Annotated in this window: 20 protein-coding genes; 8 read left to right on the top strand and 12 right to left on the bottom strand. The window is 35.3% G+C overall.

The window, feature by feature from the left end:
- Positions 1-97: 97 nt before the first annotated feature.
- From EKM68_RS09510 to EKM68_RS09500, 3 genes are read left to right on the top strand one after another with little or no spacing between them, the layout of a single operon-like run.
- The gene (locus EKM68_RS09510) at positions 98-1,627 is read left to right on the top strand and encodes a phytoene desaturase family protein (RefSeq protein ID WP_125590128.1); all 1,530 of its coding nucleotides are present in this window, start codon (positions 98-100) and stop codon (positions 1,625-1,627) included.
- Complete coding sequence (locus EKM68_RS09505; protein ID WP_125590126.1) at positions 1,627-2,835, top strand: iron-sulfur cluster-binding domain-containing protein; 1,209 nt, start codon at positions 1,627-1,629, stop codon at positions 2,833-2,835. The genes EKM68_RS09510 and EKM68_RS09505 overlap by 1 nt, the downstream gene beginning before the upstream one ends.
- 12 nt (positions 2,836-2,847) lie before the next feature.
- Positions 2,848-3,180 (top strand): metal-sulfur cluster assembly factor, encoded by a 333-nt coding sequence (locus tag EKM68_RS09500; protein ID WP_125590124.1) that lies wholly within the window; start codon positions 2,848-2,850, stop codon positions 3,178-3,180.
- On the opposite strand, the gene EKM68_RS09495 is transcribed toward EKM68_RS09500, so the two are convergent.
- The 4 genes from EKM68_RS09495 to EKM68_RS09480 all read right to left on the bottom strand — a co-directional run bounded on the left by EKM68_RS09495 (position 3,177) and on the right by EKM68_RS09480 (position 8,281).
- The gene (locus EKM68_RS09495) at positions 3,177-4,295 is read right to left on the bottom strand and encodes an amidohydrolase/deacetylase family metallohydrolase (protein ID WP_125590122.1); all 1,119 of its coding nucleotides are present in this window, start codon (positions 4,293-4,295) and stop codon (positions 3,177-3,179) included. The genes EKM68_RS09500 and EKM68_RS09495 overlap by 4 nt on opposite strands.
- A complete protein-coding gene (locus EKM68_RS09490) occupies positions 4,296-5,387 on the bottom strand; it encodes a DUF871 domain-containing protein (RefSeq protein ID WP_125590120.1) in 1,092 nt (363 codons plus the stop codon). It lies immediately after the preceding gene.
- A 255-nt stretch (positions 5,388-5,642) separates the two neighbouring features.
- The gene (locus EKM68_RS09485) at positions 5,643-6,335 is read right to left on the bottom strand and encodes a GntR family transcriptional regulator (protein ID WP_125590118.1); all 693 of its coding nucleotides are present in this window, start codon (positions 6,333-6,335) and stop codon (positions 5,643-5,645) included.
- Between the two features lie 161 nt (positions 6,336-6,496).
- Complete coding sequence (locus EKM68_RS09480) at positions 6,497-8,281, bottom strand: heavy metal translocating P-type ATPase (protein WP_404810802.1); 1,785 nt, start codon at positions 8,279-8,281, stop codon at positions 6,497-6,499.
- Between the two features lie 247 nt (positions 8,282-8,528).
- On the opposite strand from EKM68_RS09480, the gene EKM68_RS09475 reads away from it, so the two are divergent.
- From EKM68_RS09475 to EKM68_RS09460, 4 genes are all read left to right on the top strand, one after another.
- Complete coding sequence (locus tag EKM68_RS09475) at positions 8,529-8,888, top strand: ArsR/SmtB family transcription factor (RefSeq protein WP_125590114.1); 360 nt, start codon at positions 8,529-8,531, stop codon at positions 8,886-8,888.
- Between the two features lie 168 nt (positions 8,889-9,056).
- Complete coding sequence (locus EKM68_RS09470) at positions 9,057-9,326, top strand: hypothetical protein (protein WP_125590112.1); 270 nt, start codon at positions 9,057-9,059, stop codon at positions 9,324-9,326.
- Positions 9,327-9,439: 113 nt separating this feature from the next.
- A complete protein-coding gene (locus tag EKM68_RS09465; protein ID WP_125590110.1) occupies positions 9,440-10,096 on the top strand; it encodes a TetR/AcrR family transcriptional regulator in 657 nt (218 codons plus the stop codon).
- A 192-nt stretch (positions 10,097-10,288) separates the two neighbouring features.
- Positions 10,289-11,986 (top strand): SLAP domain-containing protein, encoded by a 1,698-nt coding sequence (locus tag EKM68_RS09460; RefSeq protein WP_125590108.1) that lies wholly within the window; start codon positions 10,289-10,291, stop codon positions 11,984-11,986.
- Between the two features lie 158 nt (positions 11,987-12,144).
- Here EKM68_RS09460 and ebgA read toward each other — a convergent pair whose 3' ends face one another.
- A complete protein-coding gene (gene ebgA / locus EKM68_RS09455) occupies positions 12,145-15,210 on the bottom strand; it encodes a beta-galactosidase subunit alpha (RefSeq protein WP_125590106.1) in 3,066 nt (1,021 codons plus the stop codon).
- A 2-nt stretch (positions 15,211-15,212) separates the two neighbouring features.
- A complete protein-coding gene (locus EKM68_RS09450; RefSeq protein WP_125590160.1) occupies positions 15,213-16,715 on the bottom strand; it encodes an amino acid permease in 1,503 nt (500 codons plus the stop codon).
- Positions 16,716-16,851: 136 nt separating this feature from the next.
- Here EKM68_RS09450 and EKM68_RS09445 point away from each other — a divergent pair, with 136 nt between their 5' ends.
- Entirely contained in the window at positions 16,852-17,694 is an 843-nt protein-coding gene (locus EKM68_RS09445) for an AraC family transcriptional regulator (protein ID WP_191987381.1), read from the top strand.
- Positions 17,695-17,733: 39 nt separating this feature from the next.
- On the opposite strand, the gene EKM68_RS09440 is transcribed toward EKM68_RS09445, so the two are convergent.
- The 6 genes from EKM68_RS09440 to EKM68_RS09415 form a co-directional block, all read right to left on the bottom strand.
- The gene (locus EKM68_RS09440; protein ID WP_164509412.1) at positions 17,734-19,431 is read right to left on the bottom strand and encodes a glycoside hydrolase family 13 protein; all 1,698 of its coding nucleotides are present in this window, start codon (positions 19,429-19,431) and stop codon (positions 17,734-17,736) included.
- On the bottom strand, positions 19,424-19,837 hold the full coding sequence (locus EKM68_RS09435; protein ID WP_125590102.1) for a PTS sugar transporter subunit IIA: 414 nt from the start codon (positions 19,835-19,837) through the stop codon (positions 19,424-19,426). The genes EKM68_RS09440 and EKM68_RS09435 overlap by 8 nt, the downstream gene beginning before the upstream one ends.
- Positions 19,838-19,848: 11 nt before the next feature.
- Positions 19,849-20,661 carry a PTS system mannose/fructose/sorbose family transporter subunit IID gene (locus EKM68_RS09430; RefSeq protein ID WP_125590156.1) on the bottom strand — a complete coding sequence of 271 codons (813 nt, stop codon included), beginning with the start codon at positions 20,659-20,661 and terminating at the stop codon, positions 19,849-19,851.
- Positions 20,654-21,460, bottom strand: a complete 807-nt coding sequence (locus EKM68_RS09425; protein WP_125590100.1) for a PTS mannose/fructose/sorbose/N-acetylgalactosamine transporter subunit IIC — start codon at positions 21,458-21,460, stop codon at positions 20,654-20,656. The genes EKM68_RS09430 and EKM68_RS09425 overlap by 8 nt, the downstream gene beginning before the upstream one ends.
- 12 nt (positions 21,461-21,472) lie before the next feature.
- Positions 21,473-21,940, bottom strand: coding sequence for a PTS sugar transporter subunit IIB (locus tag EKM68_RS09420; protein ID WP_125590098.1), 468 nt, complete (start codon positions 21,938-21,940; stop codon positions 21,473-21,475).
- Positions 21,941-22,015: 75 nt separating this feature from the next.
- Positions 22,016-23,020: a LacI family DNA-binding transcriptional regulator gene (locus tag EKM68_RS09415; RefSeq protein WP_125590096.1), complete on the bottom strand. Its 1,005-nt coding sequence runs from the start codon at positions 23,018-23,020 to the stop codon at positions 22,016-22,018.
- Positions 23,021-23,107: the final 87 nt, after the last annotated feature.

Genomic DNA, 23,107 nt, shown 5'->3' with positions numbered 1-23,107 from the left:
CGTTTGTGAATTCGTTTACAAAATAATATTAATATTCGATACTACAGATAAGAATTTCATTGATCAATGGAAACTTAATTAATAAGGAGGCTTCATCGTGAAAACTGATTATGATGTTATCGTCGTCGGGGCAGGAAATGGTGGCTTAATTGCTGCTGCTAGTTCAGCCAAGTTGGGCAACTCTACCTTGCTGATAGAAAGACACAATTTACCTGGTGGCGCTGCTACCAGCTTCACAAGAGGTAGATTTGAATTCGAACCTTCGCTGCATGAGTTAGCAAAATATGGTTCCGCAGATAATCCTGGCAACATTCGAAAGATTTTTGATTGGTTAGACGTCAATATTGATTTCAAAGAAGTGCCTGACGCTTATCGGGTTATCAATACTGGTAAAGACGGCTTTGACGTTTCAATGCCAATTGGCGTTCCAGAATTCATCAAAACTATGGCTCAAGCAGTGCCAGGAAGTGCAGAAAGCGTTGGTAAATTCTTCAAAATAGCCGTTGAAACTGCTCAAGCTTTTTCTGAAATGACAACTAACCCTGAACAAATCGATATGAAAGAAATCGCTCAAAAATATCCGGCCTTTATGAAATACGGAACCGTACCATATCAAAAGGTTCTCGATGAATTGCAGATGCCAAAGAAAGCACAAAAAATTCTCATGGCATACTGGTGCTACATCGGTATTCCTGGCGATGAATTCGAATTCGGTTATATGGCAGCAATGGTGGTTTCTTACGTCGCCCTATCTGCTTATATTCCCGTTAATCGTTCACATGAGATTTCAACCGCTCTAGTTGATTCACTTCAAAAGAACGGTGGTAAAGCTTGGTTCAATACTGAAATAACCAAGCTTATTGTTGAAGATGGTGCAGTGGTTGGCGTTCGCACTGCCGATAAAGACATCTATGCTAAACAAGTCATTATGAATGTTATTCCCGATGTTGTTTACAGCAAGATGCTTGATCCTAAAGATGTCCCAGTACAAGAAATCAAAAAATCTAATGCCAGAAAAATCGGTACTAGTGGGCTATTAGTCTATCTAGGATTGAATAAATCTGCTGAAGAACTTGGTATCAAAGATTACAGTACATTTATTGATGACAATTGGAATTCACATTATCAATTTGACCACATGAAAAATCTCGATGACAATGGGTTCTTCATTATGAACTGTTTGAACATCGCTAATCCTGGATGTTCACCCGCCGGAACATCGATTCTCTATGCCACACAATTATTCTTTGGTGATTCATGGGATAATGTTTCCCCAACTGAATACGCAAAACTCAAAGATAAAATTGCTGAAGAATTGATCACACGTTATGAAAAAGCAACTAATATAAATATTCGTGACTACATTGAAGAAATTGAAATTACGACTCCTGAAACATTTGCTCGTTATCTACGCGGACCTGAAGGTGAAATATATGGCTACTTTGGTCAACCTTGGGACCAGATGATTGCACGTACAATGAGCTTGGTCAAAGAGGACGAACCGCTCAAGAATCTACACTTCTGTGGTGGACATGGATATTTACTTGATGGATATAGTTCAGCATATCAATCTGGCCTTGCCGCAGCCAAGTTAGCTGATAAAAAACTATCAAAGGAGACAGTCTAATGGATACTTTTGAAAAACAAATTGCCCCGTTTAATAAATTACTAGATGAGCGCACAGAAAAAATCAATTCAGGATCTACCAAACCACTTGTTAAAACATTTCCCATCAATCAATTAGCATCAAGACTTCATCCCGAAAAACAGTTTTTACAAATTTACAAAATAGTTGAACATGGGGACGATGCCAAAAGCTTTTATTTCAAACCAAATGCTGAGCTTGGTACTGAACACCTAGCTTATTTCCGTGCCGGACAATATATCTCATTACGTATGAACATCGGCAATAGTTACGTGACTCGTCCATACGCAATCTGTTCTTCGCCTTCAGATGCAATGAATGACACTTATGTATTAACAATCAAACTTGTCAAAAATGGATTTGTCACGCCTTATATTTGGAAGAATTGGTCCGTTGGTACCGCCGTTGAGGCCTCTGCTCCAGCAGGAAACTTATATTATCAGCCTTTACGTGACAGCAAGCATATCGTTGCCATTGCTGGTGGTAGCGGCATAACGCCGTTTTACTCCATGGCAAAATCGATTCTAGAGGGCACAGAAAATACCAATTTAACTATTCTCTATGGAAGTAGAACTCACGACAATATTCTTTTGGGCGACAAGCTCGAAGACATCACTAAACAAACAGACAAAGTAAAACTTGTAAATGTTTTGAGTGACGAGGATATTGCTGGCTATGAACATGGTTTTATCAGTGCTGAAATAATCAAAAAATATCAACCAACGAATGATTATTCAATCTTTATTTGTGGGCCAGACGTGATGTATAGATTTGCTAATAAAGAAATCTCAACATTGAATCTTCCCGCAGGCAAAGTTCGTCACGAACTAAGTGGCAATTTTGGTACACCGTATAACGAATTGGATTATCCTGAATATGCCAAAGACAAAACCTTTAATCTCACTGTCCAAGTGCGCGATACCGAGCGTATAATTAAAGCCAAAAGCAACGAATCGTTATTAGTCGCTATGGAACATGCAGGAATAGAAGCTCCATCAATGTGTCGTAGTGGAGAATGTGGTGTTTGTCGAGTTCAGTTAATTACCGGCAACGCCTTTACTCCTGATTCAATTGACGGACGCAGAATCGCCGATAAAAAATTTGGTTATGTCCACACTTGTGCTGCCTATCCGTTGAGTGATTTAACCATTAGTGTTCCTGTTCACGACCTAGCTGACCAATTCGGTTAGAAAGAGGTTAACATGGATGACAAAATTTTGATTATCAGAAAACAATTATCCGCAGTCATTGATCCTGATATGGAAATCGACATTATTAATCTTGGTTTGATATACAGCATCGAATTAACAAATAAGATCTGTAATATCGAAATGACGATGCCAACTCGTAGTTGTCAATTCGGTGAATCAATGACACAAAATGTTATCAAAATAGTTGAGGATATTGGTTTTGTCACTAAATGTAATGCCGGTCTGGACAAAAGAACGTATGTCAAAACTAGCTCGAATGACACTAGGTGTATAAAAAAATCCGTCTCTAATTTGGAGGCGGATTTTTGTTATCTATTTTTTTAAATACCACCAATTGTATACACATGACCATTGATAATACTGTACCTTGGTAACACTAGTGTATCAGTGATCCTAACTTCATCATTAGAATCAGTCAATTCTTTTCGACCTTTTTTGATATCAAAAATAGTAATATCGGCATCATAATCCTCCTCTAATTTTCCCTTAAGATCGAGGTGGAAATTTTTGGCAGGACGAGTAGTAATCATAGGAATAACTTCTGATAACTTATAACCAATGACTAACAATTTCTCAATACATGTCGACATGTCATAAACTGGTCCATTTTCACGACTGGAATGAGAAATGTCAGTACTAAGCGTTTCCGGAGAAAGTTTATATTTCTTGGCTACTTCTGCAGTGTGAAACGTAAAGCTGTTAGTTCCGTGACCAATATCAAAAACAATTCCGTGTTCATATCCATCTTGGACAAAATTCTTAATTTCATTGTTTTCATCCAAAATTCCATTTTGCTTACCGTTGAAACAATGGGTCAAAATATCTCCTCGATCCATTACCGTCATTACTTCAGATAGTTCGGGCGGATTGGAGCCAACGTGAACCATCAATGGCAATTGTTTTCTTAGCTTCATTTGAATGTATTTAGCCTCGACCAAAGGATTGATTCCATTATCAGCGACAACTGAATGACTCATTCTAGCTTTGATTCCAACGATGAAATCAGGATATCTGTCAATTGCGTCTTGTACTTCAGGTAGACTTATTTCACTCATATCTTCTAATTCATTTTGAGATAATAGCCCATTCTTAGAAACGTTGATCATTGCGTAAACATTAGTTTTTTTATTGCGGGTTATATCATAAAAATCACCAATACTGTTGGCACCAGTGGATCCAGCATCAATCACAGTTGTAACGCCTGTCTTGTAACCATCTTCATCCGGATCATCGTAATACATGTCTAGTTTTTCATAACAATGAGTGTGATCATCGATCCAACCAGCAGTTACAAATGATTTTTTCTCCAAATCAATCGTTTTATCGGCAACCACATCTACCAACCGTTCCCCAACACGCTCTATTTTCCCATTTTTAATTAATATCTCAATTGGTTCAGAATGTTCATTTAAACCATTTTTAATATATAGATTAGCCATTCAAATCGCCTCCAATTTAAATTTGGCCCACGGTGTTGCATAGTCCAATAAGAACAATTCGTTTTCTGGTATTTGTGCAACTAGATTTTTCCGCGGATCACTGTGTGCTTCTAGTACAATTTGCAATTCGTTCTTATACTTACCGAACTCATCATTACCAATAACTACATCACCACGTCGAAATTCATGGGGTCCACTGCTCTTAGGATTATCAGCAGGACCATATTTCAAACGAACTTCTGTCGAACGTATCACTAGATCTGTAATATCACCACGTCGAACATGTTGATTGTCGAATAATATCTCACGTTCAATTTGATTGATATCGGATACTAGTTTGATGTCAAACGACAATTGATATCGATCCATTTTTCCCAATTCTTCCAATTCTTCATCTGAAGCATAAGCATTTCCAACGATGACACAGTCAATTAAACCAGTCGCGAATAAATGTTTTGCCTGGGTCAATATTGGCAAGTCACGGTGCATTTCTAGAGTTGGCAAACCATCATTAATATCCCAAGGGCCAATATTCCCAGACTGTGATGTTACAAAAGCAGCCGTTTCGATATTTTGTTCCCTAAAACGTTCGGAACAAGAATTGAAGAAATCCAGTGGCAATCCCGTACCACGTTGAGGGTAAAAATTATGACATCCCCAGATAAATGGTCGATTCGCAGCGAATGACAAAATATTATTTAGATAATCCACGTCGTTACTCATGTTAAGCTCTATATTAAGTTGTTCAGGATTATAAGAGATCATTGCCTCAGTTTTGCCATCAAATCCAGTATCTAAGCGAATCGTATCAGCGCCTAACCGTGAAAAAAAGCTTAAATCATAATAAGAAATACCCAGCTGATCAAAAATATCAGGTGCCACGTCTAATGTAACGGTGTACCCGAGTATCTTGGCATATGATATCAAATCATGATACTTCTTCATCACTCTTTCTTGACCTTCACCAACCTCTAACATGCTCATAAAAACTCGACTGAATCCTTGTAACGCCGCTTTTGCTAAATACTCCTTATCCACTTCGATCTCGCTGTGGTCAGGATACACCGAAACACCTAAAACTCGTTTTGTCATATCTGCTTACCGCCTTCCAAGTCTGTGAACACTTATATTTATTTAAAGTAATAATTAATAGCTAAATCGTAACTAATATTATCAACTGTGGTATTTTTAACAAGAAACAAATCACTGTAATACCAAACAAAATCAAGAGTGATTTTGTTAATATCCAGCATTTAACTTTCTGCACAACATTCTCATTAAAGGCCTCCTCAAAATTCAAAAAGATTATAACATTATAATATTATGATGTAAACGCTTATACAAAGTCTAAACTTCGTATTCGATTTCATAAGGGAATTTATTAGTATCATACATTGCTACAGAGTATTCTATTAAATTATCAAATCGGTCATAGCCTCTTCTGATACGATTCAAGGCCAATGTATCAGACTTGTTTAACAACTCCTTATCAATACTTTTTAGATTCACCGCTTTGAATTGATCTTTAAAGCTGGCAATCTCTTGACCACTTTCCTGTAGTATTTTATAGAGCGACTTATGACGTAAATCCTTCAATTCATTTTGAATAGAAACATTTGGCAAATAGTGTTCAAAAATTATAAATGGCTTAGTGTCTAATGAGTAAAGACGCTTGATATACAACACTTGTTGTTTACCAATTTCTTCAAACGGAGTTCCGTTCGGTGAAACCAATTTAATCTGTAGGATTTTCTTAGTAAGATCCCCATGTTCATCAACAATCGACGAGAATGATCTGGCCTTTGACAACTTGTTAAATAAATTATTACTAATAACAGTCGTTCCGATACCACTCTTTTTAACCAAGTAACCTTCAGCAACCAGCAATTCAACAGCTTTACGAATAGTTATTTTACTAACCTTGTACATTTTTTCTAATTCATTCTCCGTTGGAATAAGCGTTCCGACTTCGTATTTACCGGATAAAATATTTTTTTTGATATCACTGGCAATTCTCTGATATAAACTTCCTGCTATCATTTTATTATCTCCATAATTCACTTAAATTATTATTATATTATTCACAGATTATAATATATGTAAATGTAACTAAATAATAGTATAAGTTATTAATGAAGCTTTTTATAAACATTGATTAGAATATATAAAAAAGAGGAGTAGAATTTTCTACTCCCCCTTAACTATTTCAAAAATTGTAATCTAACAGCATTTATCACCGCTATAACGGTAACACCAACATCTGCGAATACCGCTTGCCACATACCTACGAAACCAAAGGCTCCCAGAATCAAGAAAAGGATTTTGATACCAATTGCAAAAGTAATGTTCTCCATAACAATTTTTCTAGTAACTTGTGCAATCTTAATCGTCTTAGAAACCTTGGAAGGTTCATCACCCATAATGACAATGTCAGCAGCTTCAACGGCTGCATCACTGCCAAGTCCACCCATTGCGAAACCAATATCAGCAGTGGTCAACACTGGTGTGTCATTGATACCATCACCAACGAAGGCAACTTTTTTATTATTTTTCTTAGATGTTTCAAGTAATTTTTCAACAATATTAACTTTATCTTCTGGTAACAAGTCAGTATAGACATGATCCAATTTGAGTTTATCCGCAATCGATCTACCAACTATGGCATTATCACCAGTCAACATAGCGCTCTTAATCCCGCGTTGATGTAATAATTCAATCGCCTCTTGAGCATCAGACTTAGGTTCATCGGCAATTACGATACTACCCATGAACTTTTCATCGGCACTGACATAAACAACAGTTCCAATACCATTGTCCCTGATAAAATTGATACCAGACATTGCCTTATCATTACCTACTACAACTTTTTTACCGTTGACAGTAGTCTTTAAACCATGTCCAGCATGTTCATTAGCATCAGTAACTTCAAATTGACTCATATCACCGTTATAAGCCTTGATGATCGACTGTGCAATTGGATGCGTGGAATTCTGTTCAGCCGCAGCCGCAATGCCTAATAATTCTTGTCTAGTAATTCCAGAAACAGGTTCAATTTTGACAACTTCAAATTGCCCCTTAGTCAAAGTCCCAGTCTTATCGAAGGCAACCGTGTCAACACTATTCAAGGCCTCTAAGTAACTGCTACCTTTAACTAATACACCTTGCTTAGATGCTGCCCCGATACCACCGAAGAAGCTCAATGGAACTGAAATAACTAAGGCACAAGGACATGAGATAACCAAGAATACTAAGGAACGTGAAATCCATTCACTCCAGTTACCAGTAAATAATGGTGGGATTATTGCCAGAGCAACCGCCAGAGCTACAACGATCGGCGTATAAATTTTGGCAAATCGTGTAATGAATTTTTCTGCAGGAGCCTTTTTATTACTGGCATTTTGAACCATATCCAATATTTTAGCAACTGTAGAATCACTATAAATCTTCGTAACCTTTATTTCTAGAGTACCATTCTGATTGATAGAACCACTCATAGCAGTATCATTTTGACCAATACTACGTGGCATTGATTCACCCGTTAGAGCAGATGTATCAACCATTGATTGGCCAGATACGACCGTTCCATCTAGTGGGATCTTCTCACCAGGTCTAACAATAATAATCTGACCAACTTGAACTTTGGATGGATCTACCTTCTTGGTACCTGAAACCATTTTTATAGTCGCAAAAACTGGCTTAACTTCTAATAAAGCCGAAATTGACTTCTTGGAATTATTTGTCGCAATATCTTCAAATAAGTTACCTACTTCATAAAAGAACATAACAGCGACAGCTTCTGGATACTCTCCTAGAATCAGAGCACCGACAGTCGCAATCGTCATTAGAAAATTTTCGTCAAAAATTTCACCGTGAAAAATATTTTTGACCGCTCTTAAAACAATACTTCCACCAATAACGAAGTAACCAATGAAGTAAAGTATGATATTAACTGATTCATCGAATATTCCTATGAATCCAGTAATCATAAAAGCTGCTGAAATGACTAGTTTCCATAGTCTGACAGTGGATTCATGATCTAATTTATGTTTTGATTTCGTTTGCTTGCTTTTTACTTGATATTCGGATTGGACATTGTACGATTTCATTAGAAACATCCTCCCTACAATTATGTAAGTGTTTACATGAATATATGAGCATTCATTCATATTTCATCTATAATATAATATATCCTACAGGGAAATTCAATGATTTATAGGAAAAAGGTGAATTAATATGGTAGAAAAAGATTTTTCAGAACAAGAACATCAAGCTGCTCTGAATCATTTGAAGGAAAGTATTCCTACCAATGAAGAATTAGAATCAATGGTCAACATTTTTAAGGCTTTTGGCGATATGACCCGTGTAAAAATTATTCTGGCATTGTCAAAAACACCTTTGAGTGTTGGTGAGATTGCCGATACTTTAGACATGAGTCAATCATCAATTTCCCATCAATTGAGCTTATTACGTCAATTGAATCTAGTTACAAGCGTGCGACACGGTCGAAATATTCACTATCGACTAAGTGATCAACACATAATTACAATTTTTGGACAAACAAAAGATCATATTATTGAAGACGAAAACGACTGATATCAAAGGCTTCTGAATAGTAATTAACTCAGAAGTTTTTTTATTGCAAAAAAATGTATTTAAACTGTTGACTTTAAATTTAGTGGAACTATAATGATCCTTGTAATCAAGAAAGTGAGTGCTCACTTTCTGATAGAAGCAAAAAAGATTTTTAGAGGAGCTGATATTATGTTTACAACAATGTTTTGGATTTTAGCAATTTGGTTCGTAATCAACGCAATTTGGATGTACGTTAAGAGAGATGATCAACAACTTCAAAAGGCTCTTGGATGGGTCAACGTTGTTGCTGTCATTGCCGGATTCTGGACTTACTTTGGTGCAAGTCAAGTAGCTGGTATTGACACATGGTTCAATATTTTGAACTACGTAAACATTGTCCTTGCGGCAACACAACTATATTTAGGTTACCGCAATGGTCACAGCGTAAAACACGCTTAATTTCTAATATTTAAGATTCACCCCTGATGAAGCTGGGACAAAAGCGATTTTGTTCCAGCTTTTTCGCTGCCATTGAATTACAATTAACTTAATAATAATTTTGAGGAAAAAACATGAAAAGTCTAATTGATATATATAAAGAATCACCTGAAACATCAGGCTTTACCGATAAACAATTAAAAATATTTCAAGCCGCTATAACGCTGTTTGCACAAAAAGGATATAAGGACACTAGTACAAAAGAAATTGCTCAAGTAGCTGGAGTTTCCGAGGGAAGTTTGTTCAAACGATTCAATAATAAAGAAGAATTACTGTTATCGATTCTCAAACCATTATCCAGAGTGATCTTACCGGAAATCATCACGGAATTTTCTGAATCCACTTTGAAATCCGACTATCCCACTCTCTATGATTTCATTAATATTATTCTCAGGAACAGACTGGAGTTCTTCAAAGATAATATGGATGTAATTCGAATATTCGTTGATGAATTTATCTATGATGAGAATATCAGAGCCGAAATGATTGCAGAAATACCTTATGAATATATGAAGAATATCAACGACTCCTTCGACAAATTGAAGAGCCGTGGTTTGTTGGTCGATTGGAACAATGTTGAGATTTTTAGATTCATATTCTCAACAATATTTGGCTATGTCGCTCAACATTATTTCTTATTTCAATCTCCAAACTGGGATGAAAAAGAAGAAATATCTCACTTAGTTACATTCTTAGTTAGTGGTCTGACACCTAAAAACACTGCAGAATAATATTTGTTTTTTATAAATCGTTGATCTCATTGGCTTTTTAGCCAATGAGATTTTTTTATGTATTTTTTTCTTGACTCACAATTATCATTTTCTGAAACTTTACATGAATTTTACATTAACTTAACTGGATATTTACACCAGTTAGTTATTATTATCTAGTTCTTAAATTATTAGACCCTAAGGAGAGATTTTATGAAAAAAACTAAGTCCCTTGTAATTACGAGTTTATTATTTAGTACTATGATTTTAAATCCAAGTATGATTAATGCAGTTGTGGTTAATGCAGCTACCCCCGCCGATGGTGCTGCTCAATTAGATAAAACAAAATCTGCCGTTATTGTTAAGTATATAGATGATACAAATAATTCCACATTTATTCCCGCAAGTGCCATTCGAGATATTCCCAATAATGCAAAAACAGTCGAAAAAGATTCAATACCTGTACCAGATGGGTACACACTTTCAAGTACACAAGATTTTAGTATTCAAACTGGTAGAACAGTAACTATTCATGTATCAAAAATTAATAATGCAAATTCACAAAATAAAGAAACTAAAAAAATAACAGTATTTTTTATTGATTCAAAAAACAAAAATAATAAATTAAGTTCCACTACTATTGATGTCAATAAAAACATTGAAAAAATTAACAGTGACTCAATTGAAGCCCCCACTGGATACACTATTCCTTTTCGGGAGCTCATTAAAATAGAAAATAATGAAATCAAGGTAACTGTTCAGCGTATTGTAAAAACAACAACAACTGTCAAAATCAAATTTTTAGATTCAACAGATAACTCTAAAAAATTTGAACAAACAACAATAGAAGTACCCAATGGAACTAAAAAAATCAAAGGTTCTACTATAACAGCACCTGAAGGATATTCTGTTACTGGACGAGAATTAATTGCTATTAACAATGATAATCAAATTTTAGTACACATTAAACCAATCAATTCAAACAATGGTCATGAGATGAGTAAATCTGATGTTAAAGTTAAATATATAAACGATGACAAACCAAATGAAACAATTCCAAATGGAGTTATAAAAGATTTAGAAGATAATGCAACCTCCGTTGATAAATCACGTATTCCAGTTCCATATGGATACAAATTAATTCCTGATCAAAACTTAACGGTAAGTTATGGAATAATTAAAGTACATGTAATTCCTACATCAAATCAATCAATGACCGTCAAGCCAGTAAAACCAAACAAAAAACCAGGTCACTCGTCTACAGATGCAACAACATACACAAACAAAGTCCAATTTATTGATCAAGCCACAAATAAAGAAATTGGATCAATGAAAGTATCTGGGCTTCATGGTTCAAAGCACAAATTAGTAATCCCAGAAGGATATGCATTAGTCAAAAATGAATCTTCCGAAGTTAAAGTAGATAAATCTCAAAAGGCCTATCATGTTCAAGTTGTCAAAAAAACGGCAACAGCCGCAAAACCAGAGGTAACGACTCATAAAACTACTTTCAGAACAAATAAGACGACTCAACTATTCAACATCAATGGTAAGGCTGTAAGAAACCGTGCTTTGATGGCCAATACTGATTGGGCAGTCGATAAAAAAATGGTATTAAGTGGCACAACATATTATCGTGTTGCTACCAATGAATGGGTTAAAGTTACAGATGGTACGGAAGTTACAGAAATCACAAAAGATTCACTTATAAAAGTAGACATATTTAATAAAACAATCACCACATCTGGAAACTCACCTAAACGCCTTTATACAGCAAAAGGTCAATTAATTGGTAATCGTGCTCTAGCTCCCAATACTCCTTGGTTCTCAGACACTGCCCTTACTACAAACGGACAAACGCTATATCGTGTTGCCACTAATGAATGGGTTAACGCAAACGACTTAGTTTAAAACTTCATAACTTCTCTCCTCAAACTCCTTCTCATCCTATTAACAAAACCACTCAACGCAAAAAATCCAGTAGCTGTCCTCCAACGGCTACTGGATTTTTTTGTATAATCTAATGTACTTACGATTCTAGGGGGAGTGACTTTTTATAAATAACTACATTAGTTTTCTATATTTTCATGTGCAATGGCCTTATCACTTATTTCTTTATTGTTAAACGGTGTAATTCTAAACTGAATTTCAAACGGTTCGACTTTTGTTCTGTACTTCTCTAACTGCCACTGTCCACATGAATACGTTCCAAGAGCATTTTGTTTGTAATCAATATTCAAAACAACATGATCTGCTCTCTTCAAATCACATGTATGCATAGCCTCATCCAGTGTTTTTTCATCATAATATGAGGTACTGAAGTTAAAGGACTTCAAAGCTGTAAACACTATTCCCTGTCCTCTATCATCAGTTAACGACACCCATTTACTATCCATATGATTTCCATTGGCTTGAGGAACCACATAATTAGTAAACATTCCATCAACGTTATTTTCATATACGCCTAGCATGCCTGCCTCTTTGGAATCCGCATAATTTTCACCCGGACCACGGCCAAAATATCTAACTTTTTCTAATGATTGATTTAAATTCATAGTAACACCTAGCTTGGGCAACATGTCTGGTGCCATATCCAATTTTCCACCTGGAATACCTTTGACATCTACCAAAATATCACCGGTGGCATAAATTGTGTAGTCATACTCACAATCAAAGTGCCATGAACTGTTGGTTGTCCCATGTAACGTTTTGACAACTACATTCAAGTGATCATCTTTTATATCGTAATCAAATGACTTAACCACATCATGTTCCAAATGAAGAAATTGAACTTTCTTCATTTCATCAATTATTTCCATGTCATTGCTTATTGGTGCTCTCCAGAAAGTAAACTTGGGTCCCCTGTTCATCAATTCAATTCCATCACGAATCAAACTAGTAATGATACCTCTGACGGTATCAAATTTTATCTGAAAATTATCACCGGTGGCGGTTAAGCACGCAGCACTTTCACTCACTGATACTTTTCCATTCGGAATTACCTTGATACCTGCAGTATGAATTGGAAGTTCAAATTGAGCGGTTGCTAATTCATATCCAGATGCTGCGTACGCTGTATCTTTTTTTAATTGATAAGAAATATTTAACAAATATTCTGATCCAGGTTTAGGGGTTATATCTGAATCATAAGGAATAGTTACCTCTTTCTTTTGTCTAGCAGGAATAGATGGCAAATCCATTGAGCCACTTTGTAATACGACATCATCTTCCATGATTGTATAAACCAATCTAAATCTATTTAAATCAGCAAAGTCATAGTGACTCAGTAATTCTATCTTACCTTGCATAATATCAACTTCAGAGGTTTCAATTGGTTCAATAACTTTTTTATATTCATATAATCCAGGTGACGGCGTACGATCTGGCATTAGTAGTCCATCAATACAGAAGTCTTTATTGCTTGGATCATCTCCGAAATCACCACCATAACGGTAATATTTTTCACCGTCTTTAGTGTATGACTCAATTCCGTGATCAAACCACTCCCAGATGAATCCACCTTGTAATTTATCATTTGCATAAAACAAATCTTGATATTCTTTTAAATTACCTGGGCCATTACCCATAGCATGCCCGTACTCGCATAGAATATGCGGTTTCTTTGAATCAGCAATGATATTTTTCATCAACAATTTCTTTGTTGGATGTTCAAGCCAGGTATACATGGTCGAATATACATCTACAACTTCAGCATCGAAATCACCTTCATAATGAATCAATCTTGTTGGATCCATTTCTTTTGCGACTTCAGCCATTTTTCTAAAATTACATCCAAAGTCAGATTCATTCCCTAATGACCAGAACAGAATTGACGGATGATTTTTTTCTCTTGAAATCATTCTAGTCATTCTTGTAACGTAGGCTGTTTCCCAGTCTGGATCATTGGTAATCCAATCATATTTTTTGGTTAATTCAAATCCATGGCATTCAAGGTCAGTTTCAGCAATCAAATACATTCCGTACTCATCACACAGATCATACAGATAATAGGAATTTGGATAATGACTTGTACGAATAGCATTGATATTATACTGTTTCATCAATTTTATATCTGATTCAATTTCTTCTTTTGCGACAACACGTCCATTACGAGGATTGTAATCATGTCTGTTAACGCCCTTGATCTTAATTGCAACTCCATTAACTAGGAACGTATCTCCTTCAACATGAATGTTCCTAAATCCCACATTTTGCGGAATGACCTCTACTAAATTGTCATTTTTTTTAACCGTTAGTAATAGTTTGTACAAATCAGGTATTTCTGCAGACCATTTTTGTACATTTTTAATTTCTGCTGTGATTTCAACTTTTCCATCATTAACTATTGCAGAATCTTCAAATATCGATTTGCCTTTACTATCCAACAGATTAGCGAACACCTTTTGTCCATCATCTTCACGTAATTGGACTTTTATATCTAAAAATCCATTAACATATTCATCATCTAAGTTGGCAACCACGGTAAAATCTTGTACTCCATCTTTGGGAACACCTAATAATTCAACGTCACGATCAATCCCGCTAAGCCACCACATATCCTGATCTTCAAGATAAGTTCCATCTGACCATTGATACACTCTAACAGTTAAGTCATTTGCTTTATTTATCCTAACAATATCAGTTATATCAAACTCAGCTTCATTACGTGCACCTTTGCTATATCCCACTTCCTGACCATTTACCCAAACATTATAAGCAGAATCTACTCCACCAAAACGGAGAATAACCTTTTTATTTAAATAACTATCATCGATAGTAAATGTACGTTTGTAGATACCTGTTGGATTCTCCGTTGGAACATACGGCGGATCAATCGGAAAGTTATACCATAAATCAGAATAATGCATCTTTCCATATCCTTGCATCTGCCAACATCCAGGCACAGTTATATCATCCATTGAATCGGTATCAAAATTTTCTTTATAAAATCCATCTGGACTATATTCTGGAGCATCTAAAAACATAAATTTCCAAGTACCATTCAAATTTTTGAATGCATGTGTATATTTATTTTCATTTAATAAGGCACGTTCCTTAGTTGGAAAGGTTAAAAAATGTGCTCTAGCTGGCTCACGATTTATCTCATCAACTTGGTAGTTCTCCCACATTTTCATAATTATTTAGCCACCTCTTCAATATTGTCATTTTCCAATGCTTTTTTATTCTTTTTTTCATATCTTGCCCAGAAGATCCAAGCAAATCCCATAAAGATAATTAATCCTAATAAGTTATAAATTAATGTTCCGATCGGACTAGCAGTACCCTTTGGTAATTCACCATTCAATTCTTGGGTTATAAGTGATGGATCTGGAACGGTAGACATAAAGAAGATAAAAATAAATACAATTAACAAGAATATTCCGGCTGTTAAGCCAAACGTACGATTACCAAATTTGAAGTCCCTTGGCATATCATCCTTTTTAAGTCTCAATCCTATATATGCGATGAGAATAAACAACACTGGCAGTAAGGATGTAGAAGCCGTCATATTAATTAAGGTTTCTAGGAAACTATCCATATCACCAATACCAAGTGCAGGTATAATCAGTAAAATTGTAACTATGATTCCTTGTACTATCAAAGCATTAGTTGGATTACCTTCATCATTTGTACGAACTAACCATTTACCAAATACTTTTTCAGGTATTTCAGAGAAAAATACTTTTACTGGTGCAGCTGTCCAAAGGGCTAGTGATCCTAGACTTCCTAAGAACAAAATCACACCAACTAAACGAACCATTACTCCACCTGGAATATTGAAATGAGTTCCTAAAATTTTAAAAATGTCGAATATACCATTTGAAAAATTACCTTTAAGAACTGACGTTGGAACGATAAACCCAACGGCCACAGCTCCAAGAATATACATGATACCAACAAATATCGTGGCACTGATCATAGTTTTAACGAAAGTCTTGTTGCCACCTTTAACATCCTTAATATAAACTCCAATACTTTCTCCACCGCCAACGGCCTGTAATATCCATGCCATTGTCATGAAGAACGTCCAATTAAAAGTCGGAGCAACACTTTTCATCGAAAAATCTTGTGCTGGAGCTTTTCCAAAGCCGAAAACGACGACGAAGGCCAGAATAACAAAGATAATGCCCATAAATAAACGAGCACTTCCGGCCAGACTTGTAACGGTGGAAATCCATGAAACTCCTTTGATACATACCCATGTCATAACCCAAAATAATGCTATTGAAATAATTGCAATAATTACAGTTCCGTTTTTACCACCAAAGACATTTTTTCCTAAGAACGCATATGATCCATAAATCAATGTGTTTGGTAATAATGAACAGAAGAAAAATAGATTAACAAAGAAATAAGACCATGCGCCTAAAAATGCCCATTTGGGACCGAGGACACTTTCAAGCCAACTGTGAACTCCTGACTCTTTGTCCGAATTAGCTGATGCGAATTCCGCAATCATCAAAATAAATGGCAAAAAATAAAATACTGAGCCAAAAATATAACCTGGTATTGTAGCTAGACCAATTTGAATACTATTATTAACAATACTGGGAAATGCGAATACAGCTGAGAATGTCATTAGCATTAACGCAACCGATCCTAAACGTTCTCTCTTATTAGATTCCTCCAAGGTTATCATCCTTTCGTATTGATTCATTTGATACTCTAAATATAATCGCTATTGATAATTTTAAAAATACAAGATGATTCCATATTATTGTAATTATGTTGACTATCGACAATTTATACCAATATAATCTGATCAGAGGAATATCATGATAAAAAAATTAGAACAAGCGGATGTAGTAATTAATAATGAACCGTTAAGTGATGATTTCAGTATTTGTGAGGCCGGATTTGAAAAATGCCGTCCATCCAAACCTGTAGAATATATCCCAATCAATTATTGGGTTATCCACTATTGTATAGATGGTGAAGGTTACTTTTCATTGGCTAATTCGCCGAATGAACATATCAGAGCTGGTGATATTTTTATGATACCGGCGCATTGTGGTAATAAATATTATCCAAAGCAAAATAACCCTTGGACGTATAGATGGATTGGATTATCTGGAAATAAAGTAGAAGCATTACTTAAGAAATGTAATCTTTCCAATAATGATTATGTAATTCATGATGCATTTGATGATAATATCGATAAAATGTTTGACGATGTATACCAAAGCTTCAAACAAAATAATCTTTTTAGTTCTCTGAGTGCAACATTTTCACTATTTGATTATCTTTCTTCTAAAGAGAATTTACCTGAGGAATTAGGCATTAAGGAACATCTACTATTACAAATAACCAATTATATAAAAAAGCATTATTCAGAAAATATTTCAGTTGATGAAGTTGCTAAAATTCATAATATTGATAGATCCTACTTATTCAAATTATTTCAAAAGTACAAGAAGACTACGCCTAGTCATTACATTCAGAATTTGAAACTACAAAAAGCTTGTTTACTACTGAGAAAAAGCTCTTTATCAGTTACTGATATAAGTTATGAATGTGGTTTTGCTTCTCCTTCTTACTTTTCCAAATTCTTTGTTAATAACATCGGTATGACGCCTTTGAAATATCGCAATAGATTTATTTTAAAAAGTGGTAATTAAAAAGCCAGTAGCTGTCTTCAAACAGTTACCGGCTTTTTGTTATTCAGCTTCAGTACCAAATAAATACACAACTGTACCATAAGGTGGCAAATTTAATTCTCCACTTTTAATTGTTTCTGGAGCTGAATAGTTACTAATCATCTTACTACCCACGCCATCCAACTTAGGTATCTGAACGTTCTTACTATTAGTAGTAAAATTACCTGCTACAAATAAAGTTTCATTTTTACTTGTTCTTAAGTAACAATAAGTATCAGGGTTATCCTTATCGAGCAATTCATACTTACCTGTTGTTACAATGGGCAAATCATGTCGTAACTTGATTAATTTTTGATAAAAATAGAAGACGGAATCTTTATCATTTAATGCATTTTTTACATTGATATCGTGATAATTAGGATTCATTTTTATCCAAGGTGTAGCATTAGAAAATCCTGCATTCTTACTATCATCCCATTGCATGGGCGTACGCGCGTTATCACGTGATTTCAAATATACACTTTTCATAGTAAAATCTTTGGGCAATTTATACTGATCAATGAATCTATGATAAGTATTAAATGTTTCCAAGTCAGTATAATCTTCAATAGATTTATATTTAGTATTTGTCATGCCAAGTTCTTCACCTTCAAAAACAAAGGGCGTACCTTGTTGCATATGCAAAATTGTTCCCAGCATTTTGGCGGATTGGACTCGATATTTGCCATCATCATCACCAAACCTTGTAACAGGACGTGCCTGATCATGATTACTCCAATACAAACTATTCCAGCCGTCATGTGCATACATTGCATTTTGCCATTCGGTAAGAACTCGCTTTAAATCAACTAACTTAAATCTTTTATCTGAATATTTACCATACTTGCCATAGTCCAAATGCATATGATCAAATTGAAATACCATATTTAATTCATTCCTAGATGCATCAGCGTATAGCACACCTTCTTTCGAAGACGTATGTGGAGTTTCTCCAACGGTCATCACATCATATTTACTCAAAACTTCACGATTCATTTCTTTCAAGTACTCATGAACTTTGGGACCATTGGCTGCACCAGCATAATAACTGCCTAGTTTTCTATTTTGTATTAATGGTCCATCTGGATACTTAGGATCCTTAGAAATCAACGAAATTACATCCATTCTAAATCCATCGATACCCTTATCTAACCAAAATTTCATAATATCATAAACATCTTTTCGAACATCGGGATTTTCCCAATTCAGATCAGGTTGTTCTTTAGCAAACAAATGCAAATAGTATTGTCCTAGTTTATCAACATATTCCCAAGTCGTTCCGCCAAAAGATGATCCCCAGTTATTCGGTAATTCACCTTTTTGTCCATCTTTCCAAATGTAATAATCATGGTATTTGCTAGCTTTGCTTTTGATTGCATCTTTAAACCACGGATGTTGACTAGAAGTATGGTTAACCACTAGATCCAAAATAATTCTGATTCCTTTTTTATGAGCACTGTCTAAAAGCGTAGTAAATTCTTCTTCAGTACCCAGACTAGAATCAATTTTTTTGTAATTACTTATATCGTATCCATTATCTATTTGTGGAGATACATAAATCGGATTTAACCAGATCACATCAATGCCCAACTTTTTCAAATAATCCAACTTTTGAGTGATACCAGGAATATCTCCAACGCCATCATTGTTAGAATCATTAAAACTCTTAGGATAAACTTGATAGACTACACTGTTCTTCCACCATTTAATATCACTCATCGTCATCATCAACCTCAACTTGCATAGTATTTACATATACGATTGCATCTTTGGACTGAGCAATAAGTGATTCAACCCTTTCTTGAGTTAAATATTTATCAGCTGGTTCCATTGAAATTGACAATGCTAATGGCAAATTCATTCCACTAATAATCTGAGTATGTGGGCGAGTACGATAACTAAAGAACTTTTGATTAACACTTCCCGCTGTCATATCAGTTAAAACGACTATTTCAGTATCAGAAGGTTCATCCATCAAGGTTTTTATTTTATCTTCAATCGAGTCATTGTTCATGTAAGCTGATAAAACATTTACTTCAGCCGTTCCACCAGTAATAAAGTTTAATGTGTCCGCCATACCATCAGCCAACTTATGATGTGACGCTAATATTATTTTACGTTTCATTTTATCTGCCCCTATGCTTTAAAAATTCCTAAAAATGTTCCTACAAGTGAAATTGCGATTACTAACAAAATAACTCTAGTTGGTGTCCACTTTTTATTTCCCAGTAGTTTGAAAATCAAAAATGTTAATAATGCAGGTAATAATGCTGGCATGATTTTGTCAAACACACCTGTTTGAAGATTCAATGCGACTTTACCAAATTGAAATTTAACAGGTGCTGATATTTTAACAACTGTTGCAATCAATCCACCAACGACACTCAAGCCCATAATTGAAGCCGCTTCGGTAAAGATAGTTAATTTATTTCCCAATGAAGTAATTAACTTAGTCCCTGAAGTATAACCAACATCGAACAATTTTAATTTGACGAACCAAAAAACAATATTCGCAACAAGCCAGATTATTGCTCCAAGTGGATTACCTTGAAGTGCCATATATCCTGATATCGATCCCATAATTGTTGGCCATAAAACCCAAACTAACGTATCTCCGACACCGGCAAGTGGACCCATCAAACTGGTCTTTAGTGATTGCACAGCATCTTTAGCCTGAATTCCATCACGTTCTTCCATGGCCAACGTTGCACCTAGAATCATTGAAGACATTACAGTTGTAGAATTATAATAGTTAAAATGATTATTCAAAGCTGCCTTATAATCATCATCATTTTTATATATTTTGCGTAGTACTGGAGCCATAGACCAAGCTACAGCTGGACCCATTTGAGATTCATAATTAAATAGATTACAAGCCATAAAGTTATAACGGATAGCTGCTTTACGCCTATCTTTTTTTGTTACTTTATATTTTTCGGTATCATTCATCATAATCGTCTCCCTCGTCATCATCTTGAACACCTGATGCTGAAGCTGTTTCAACTTCAGTTGCTTTTTTAGACTCACTGAAAAAGTACCAATATGCTGCGGCAAAACCGATCAACGCAATTCCTAATACTCCTATATTCAAATATGCTGCAAAGACAAATCCCACTATGATATATGGTAAGAATTTCTTAACTGGCATGTAATGTAATAACATTCCGATACCTACAACTGGCAACATTCCACCAGCAACTGTTAAGCCATCTGTTACCCATTTTGGAACAACTTTCAAAATAAACGTTACAACTTCTGGACCAAAGAATACGATCAAAGCAGCCGGCAAAGCTGTTTGTAAACTAAACAGAATCGGTCCCAACCATGCTTCCAGGTTCATCTTTTTCCATGAACTTTTATTATTATCAGATTGCATTTTGTGTGCTAAAAAGTTCGCTATAATACGAGCAACAACTTCCAACTGAATGGCCAATAAACCAACTGGTAAACCGACGGCAATCGCTGATTTGATACCCGTGCCTGTACGTGTTGCAATGAATACACCAATGATTGTAGCTAATCCATAATTAGGAGCTGAAGCACCACCCAAAGCAGCCACTCCAAGCATCATTAATTGGAAAGTACCAGCAATTGTTAATGCTGTTGTTAAATCTCCCATGATGATTCCGGCAATAGTTCCGACGATAACCGGGAACCAAGACATAATGACAAGACCATTTTGATCAATAGTCATATAACCAGCCAATATAATAATCAATATATCTTGTAATATTTGAATACCTGACATGATAAACTCCCCCTATGCTTTGTATGGTTCTTCCGTATCAGTTGGTACGTATTGAATCACAATTGGTACATTCTTATCTTGAATAGTCTTTAGATCTGCACGCTCTTCATCATTTAATGCAACAAACTTCGTAATAGGTTCACGACCGTCTTCATTGAACACAATTCCTAAATCAACTTTAGGGATATCGACTCCACCTTCAATTAGTTTGATCAGTGTTTCTGGTTCTTTCACCAAAACAAAAACTCTTTGGGCGTCATATTTACCACTATTAAAATTAGTAATTGCTTTTTCAGCATCAATAATTGACATCCCTGTTCCAGCAGGCTTTGACATTCTCATACTTGCCTTGATATCCTCATTTTTACTTATTGCATCATCAACAACCATAAATCTTTTTACTTTTAATGATTGTGCCCATTGGTTAACAATCAATCCATGTACCAAACGTTGATCCACTCTTGCTAAAACTACTGTCATAATATAATTCCTCCATTTTTGGTATCGATACCATTTATTCTTTTAAAAAAAGAATATAAATTTATATTCAATTTTTTAGGCTGACTGTCGTGATATAACTTTTAATTCTAATGGTGTGGTATTTCTTTCACCTTCACCATTTAATTCAGCTATCATCAACTGTGCAGCTTTTATTCCCATTTCATTTACCGGTTGTTTAATTGTCGACAACGGTATATTTAACTTCGAAGCCATTGGTTGATCATCAATTCCAAGTACACCTAGTTGCGACGGAACTGAAACTCCATTGTTTCTGGCAGATTCAACTATTCCAGCTGCGACTTCATCACTACCAGCAATAATTGCATCAGGTTTATCAGTCATCTTTAAAATTTCCATCAAAATTTTGTTTCCGTCTTCTTCGGTATGTGCGTCATAGAATAACCAATTAGAATTAAAACTCAGCTTAGCTTCTTGTAACGCATCTTGAAAGCCATTGAATCTGTCTGAATCAAAGTCACTTCCAAGTGGTGCAATTGATAACTTCTTTCGACCAGTTGCGTATGCAATTTTGCTAAAGCCTTGCTTTAGTAAATATTCCGTTCCTGACTTTAGACCTTCATACTGATTAGCATATATCATCGGAATCGGTAAGTCCTTCAAATATTCATTGGCGAGTACAATCTTGCCATATTTCAAATATTCTTTGATCACTGACCACTGATTTTCTATTGAACAAAGAATTACTCCATCAACTTGTTGTTTTTTTAGAAGTTCCAACGCACCCAATTCTTGATCTTTGTTCCCAAAGGTCTGAACAATTATCGTGTTAAAATCTGCACTGATCAGTGTTCTTTCTATTGAGTCAATCAAGTACGAGAAAAATGGATTAACAATCCTTGGCACTACTACCGCAAGCGATTTTGAGCTTGAGCCTCTTAATTGTCTAGCAGCAGGTAAAGGAACATAACCAAGTTGATCCATAGCTTCTTTCGCCAATGCTCTCTTCTTGGGGGAAACATGGGGACTGTCATTTATTACTCTTGAAACAGTGGATACAGATAATCCAGCCAACTTCGCCACATCTGATATAGTTGCCAATTGTATGGGCCTCCTTTGTTGAAATCGTTATCACAACAATATAGTAGCAACTGCTTACACAATTGTCAATATATTTGGTATCGATTT

This window comes from Companilactobacillus jidongensis, from assembly GCF_003946575.1.
In the GTDB taxonomy this organism is placed as follows: Bacteria; Bacillota; Bacilli; order Lactobacillales; family Lactobacillaceae; genus Companilactobacillus; species Companilactobacillus jidongensis.
Note: the sequence above shows the minus strand (reverse complement) of the source record. Positions and strands in the feature narration are given on the sequence as shown.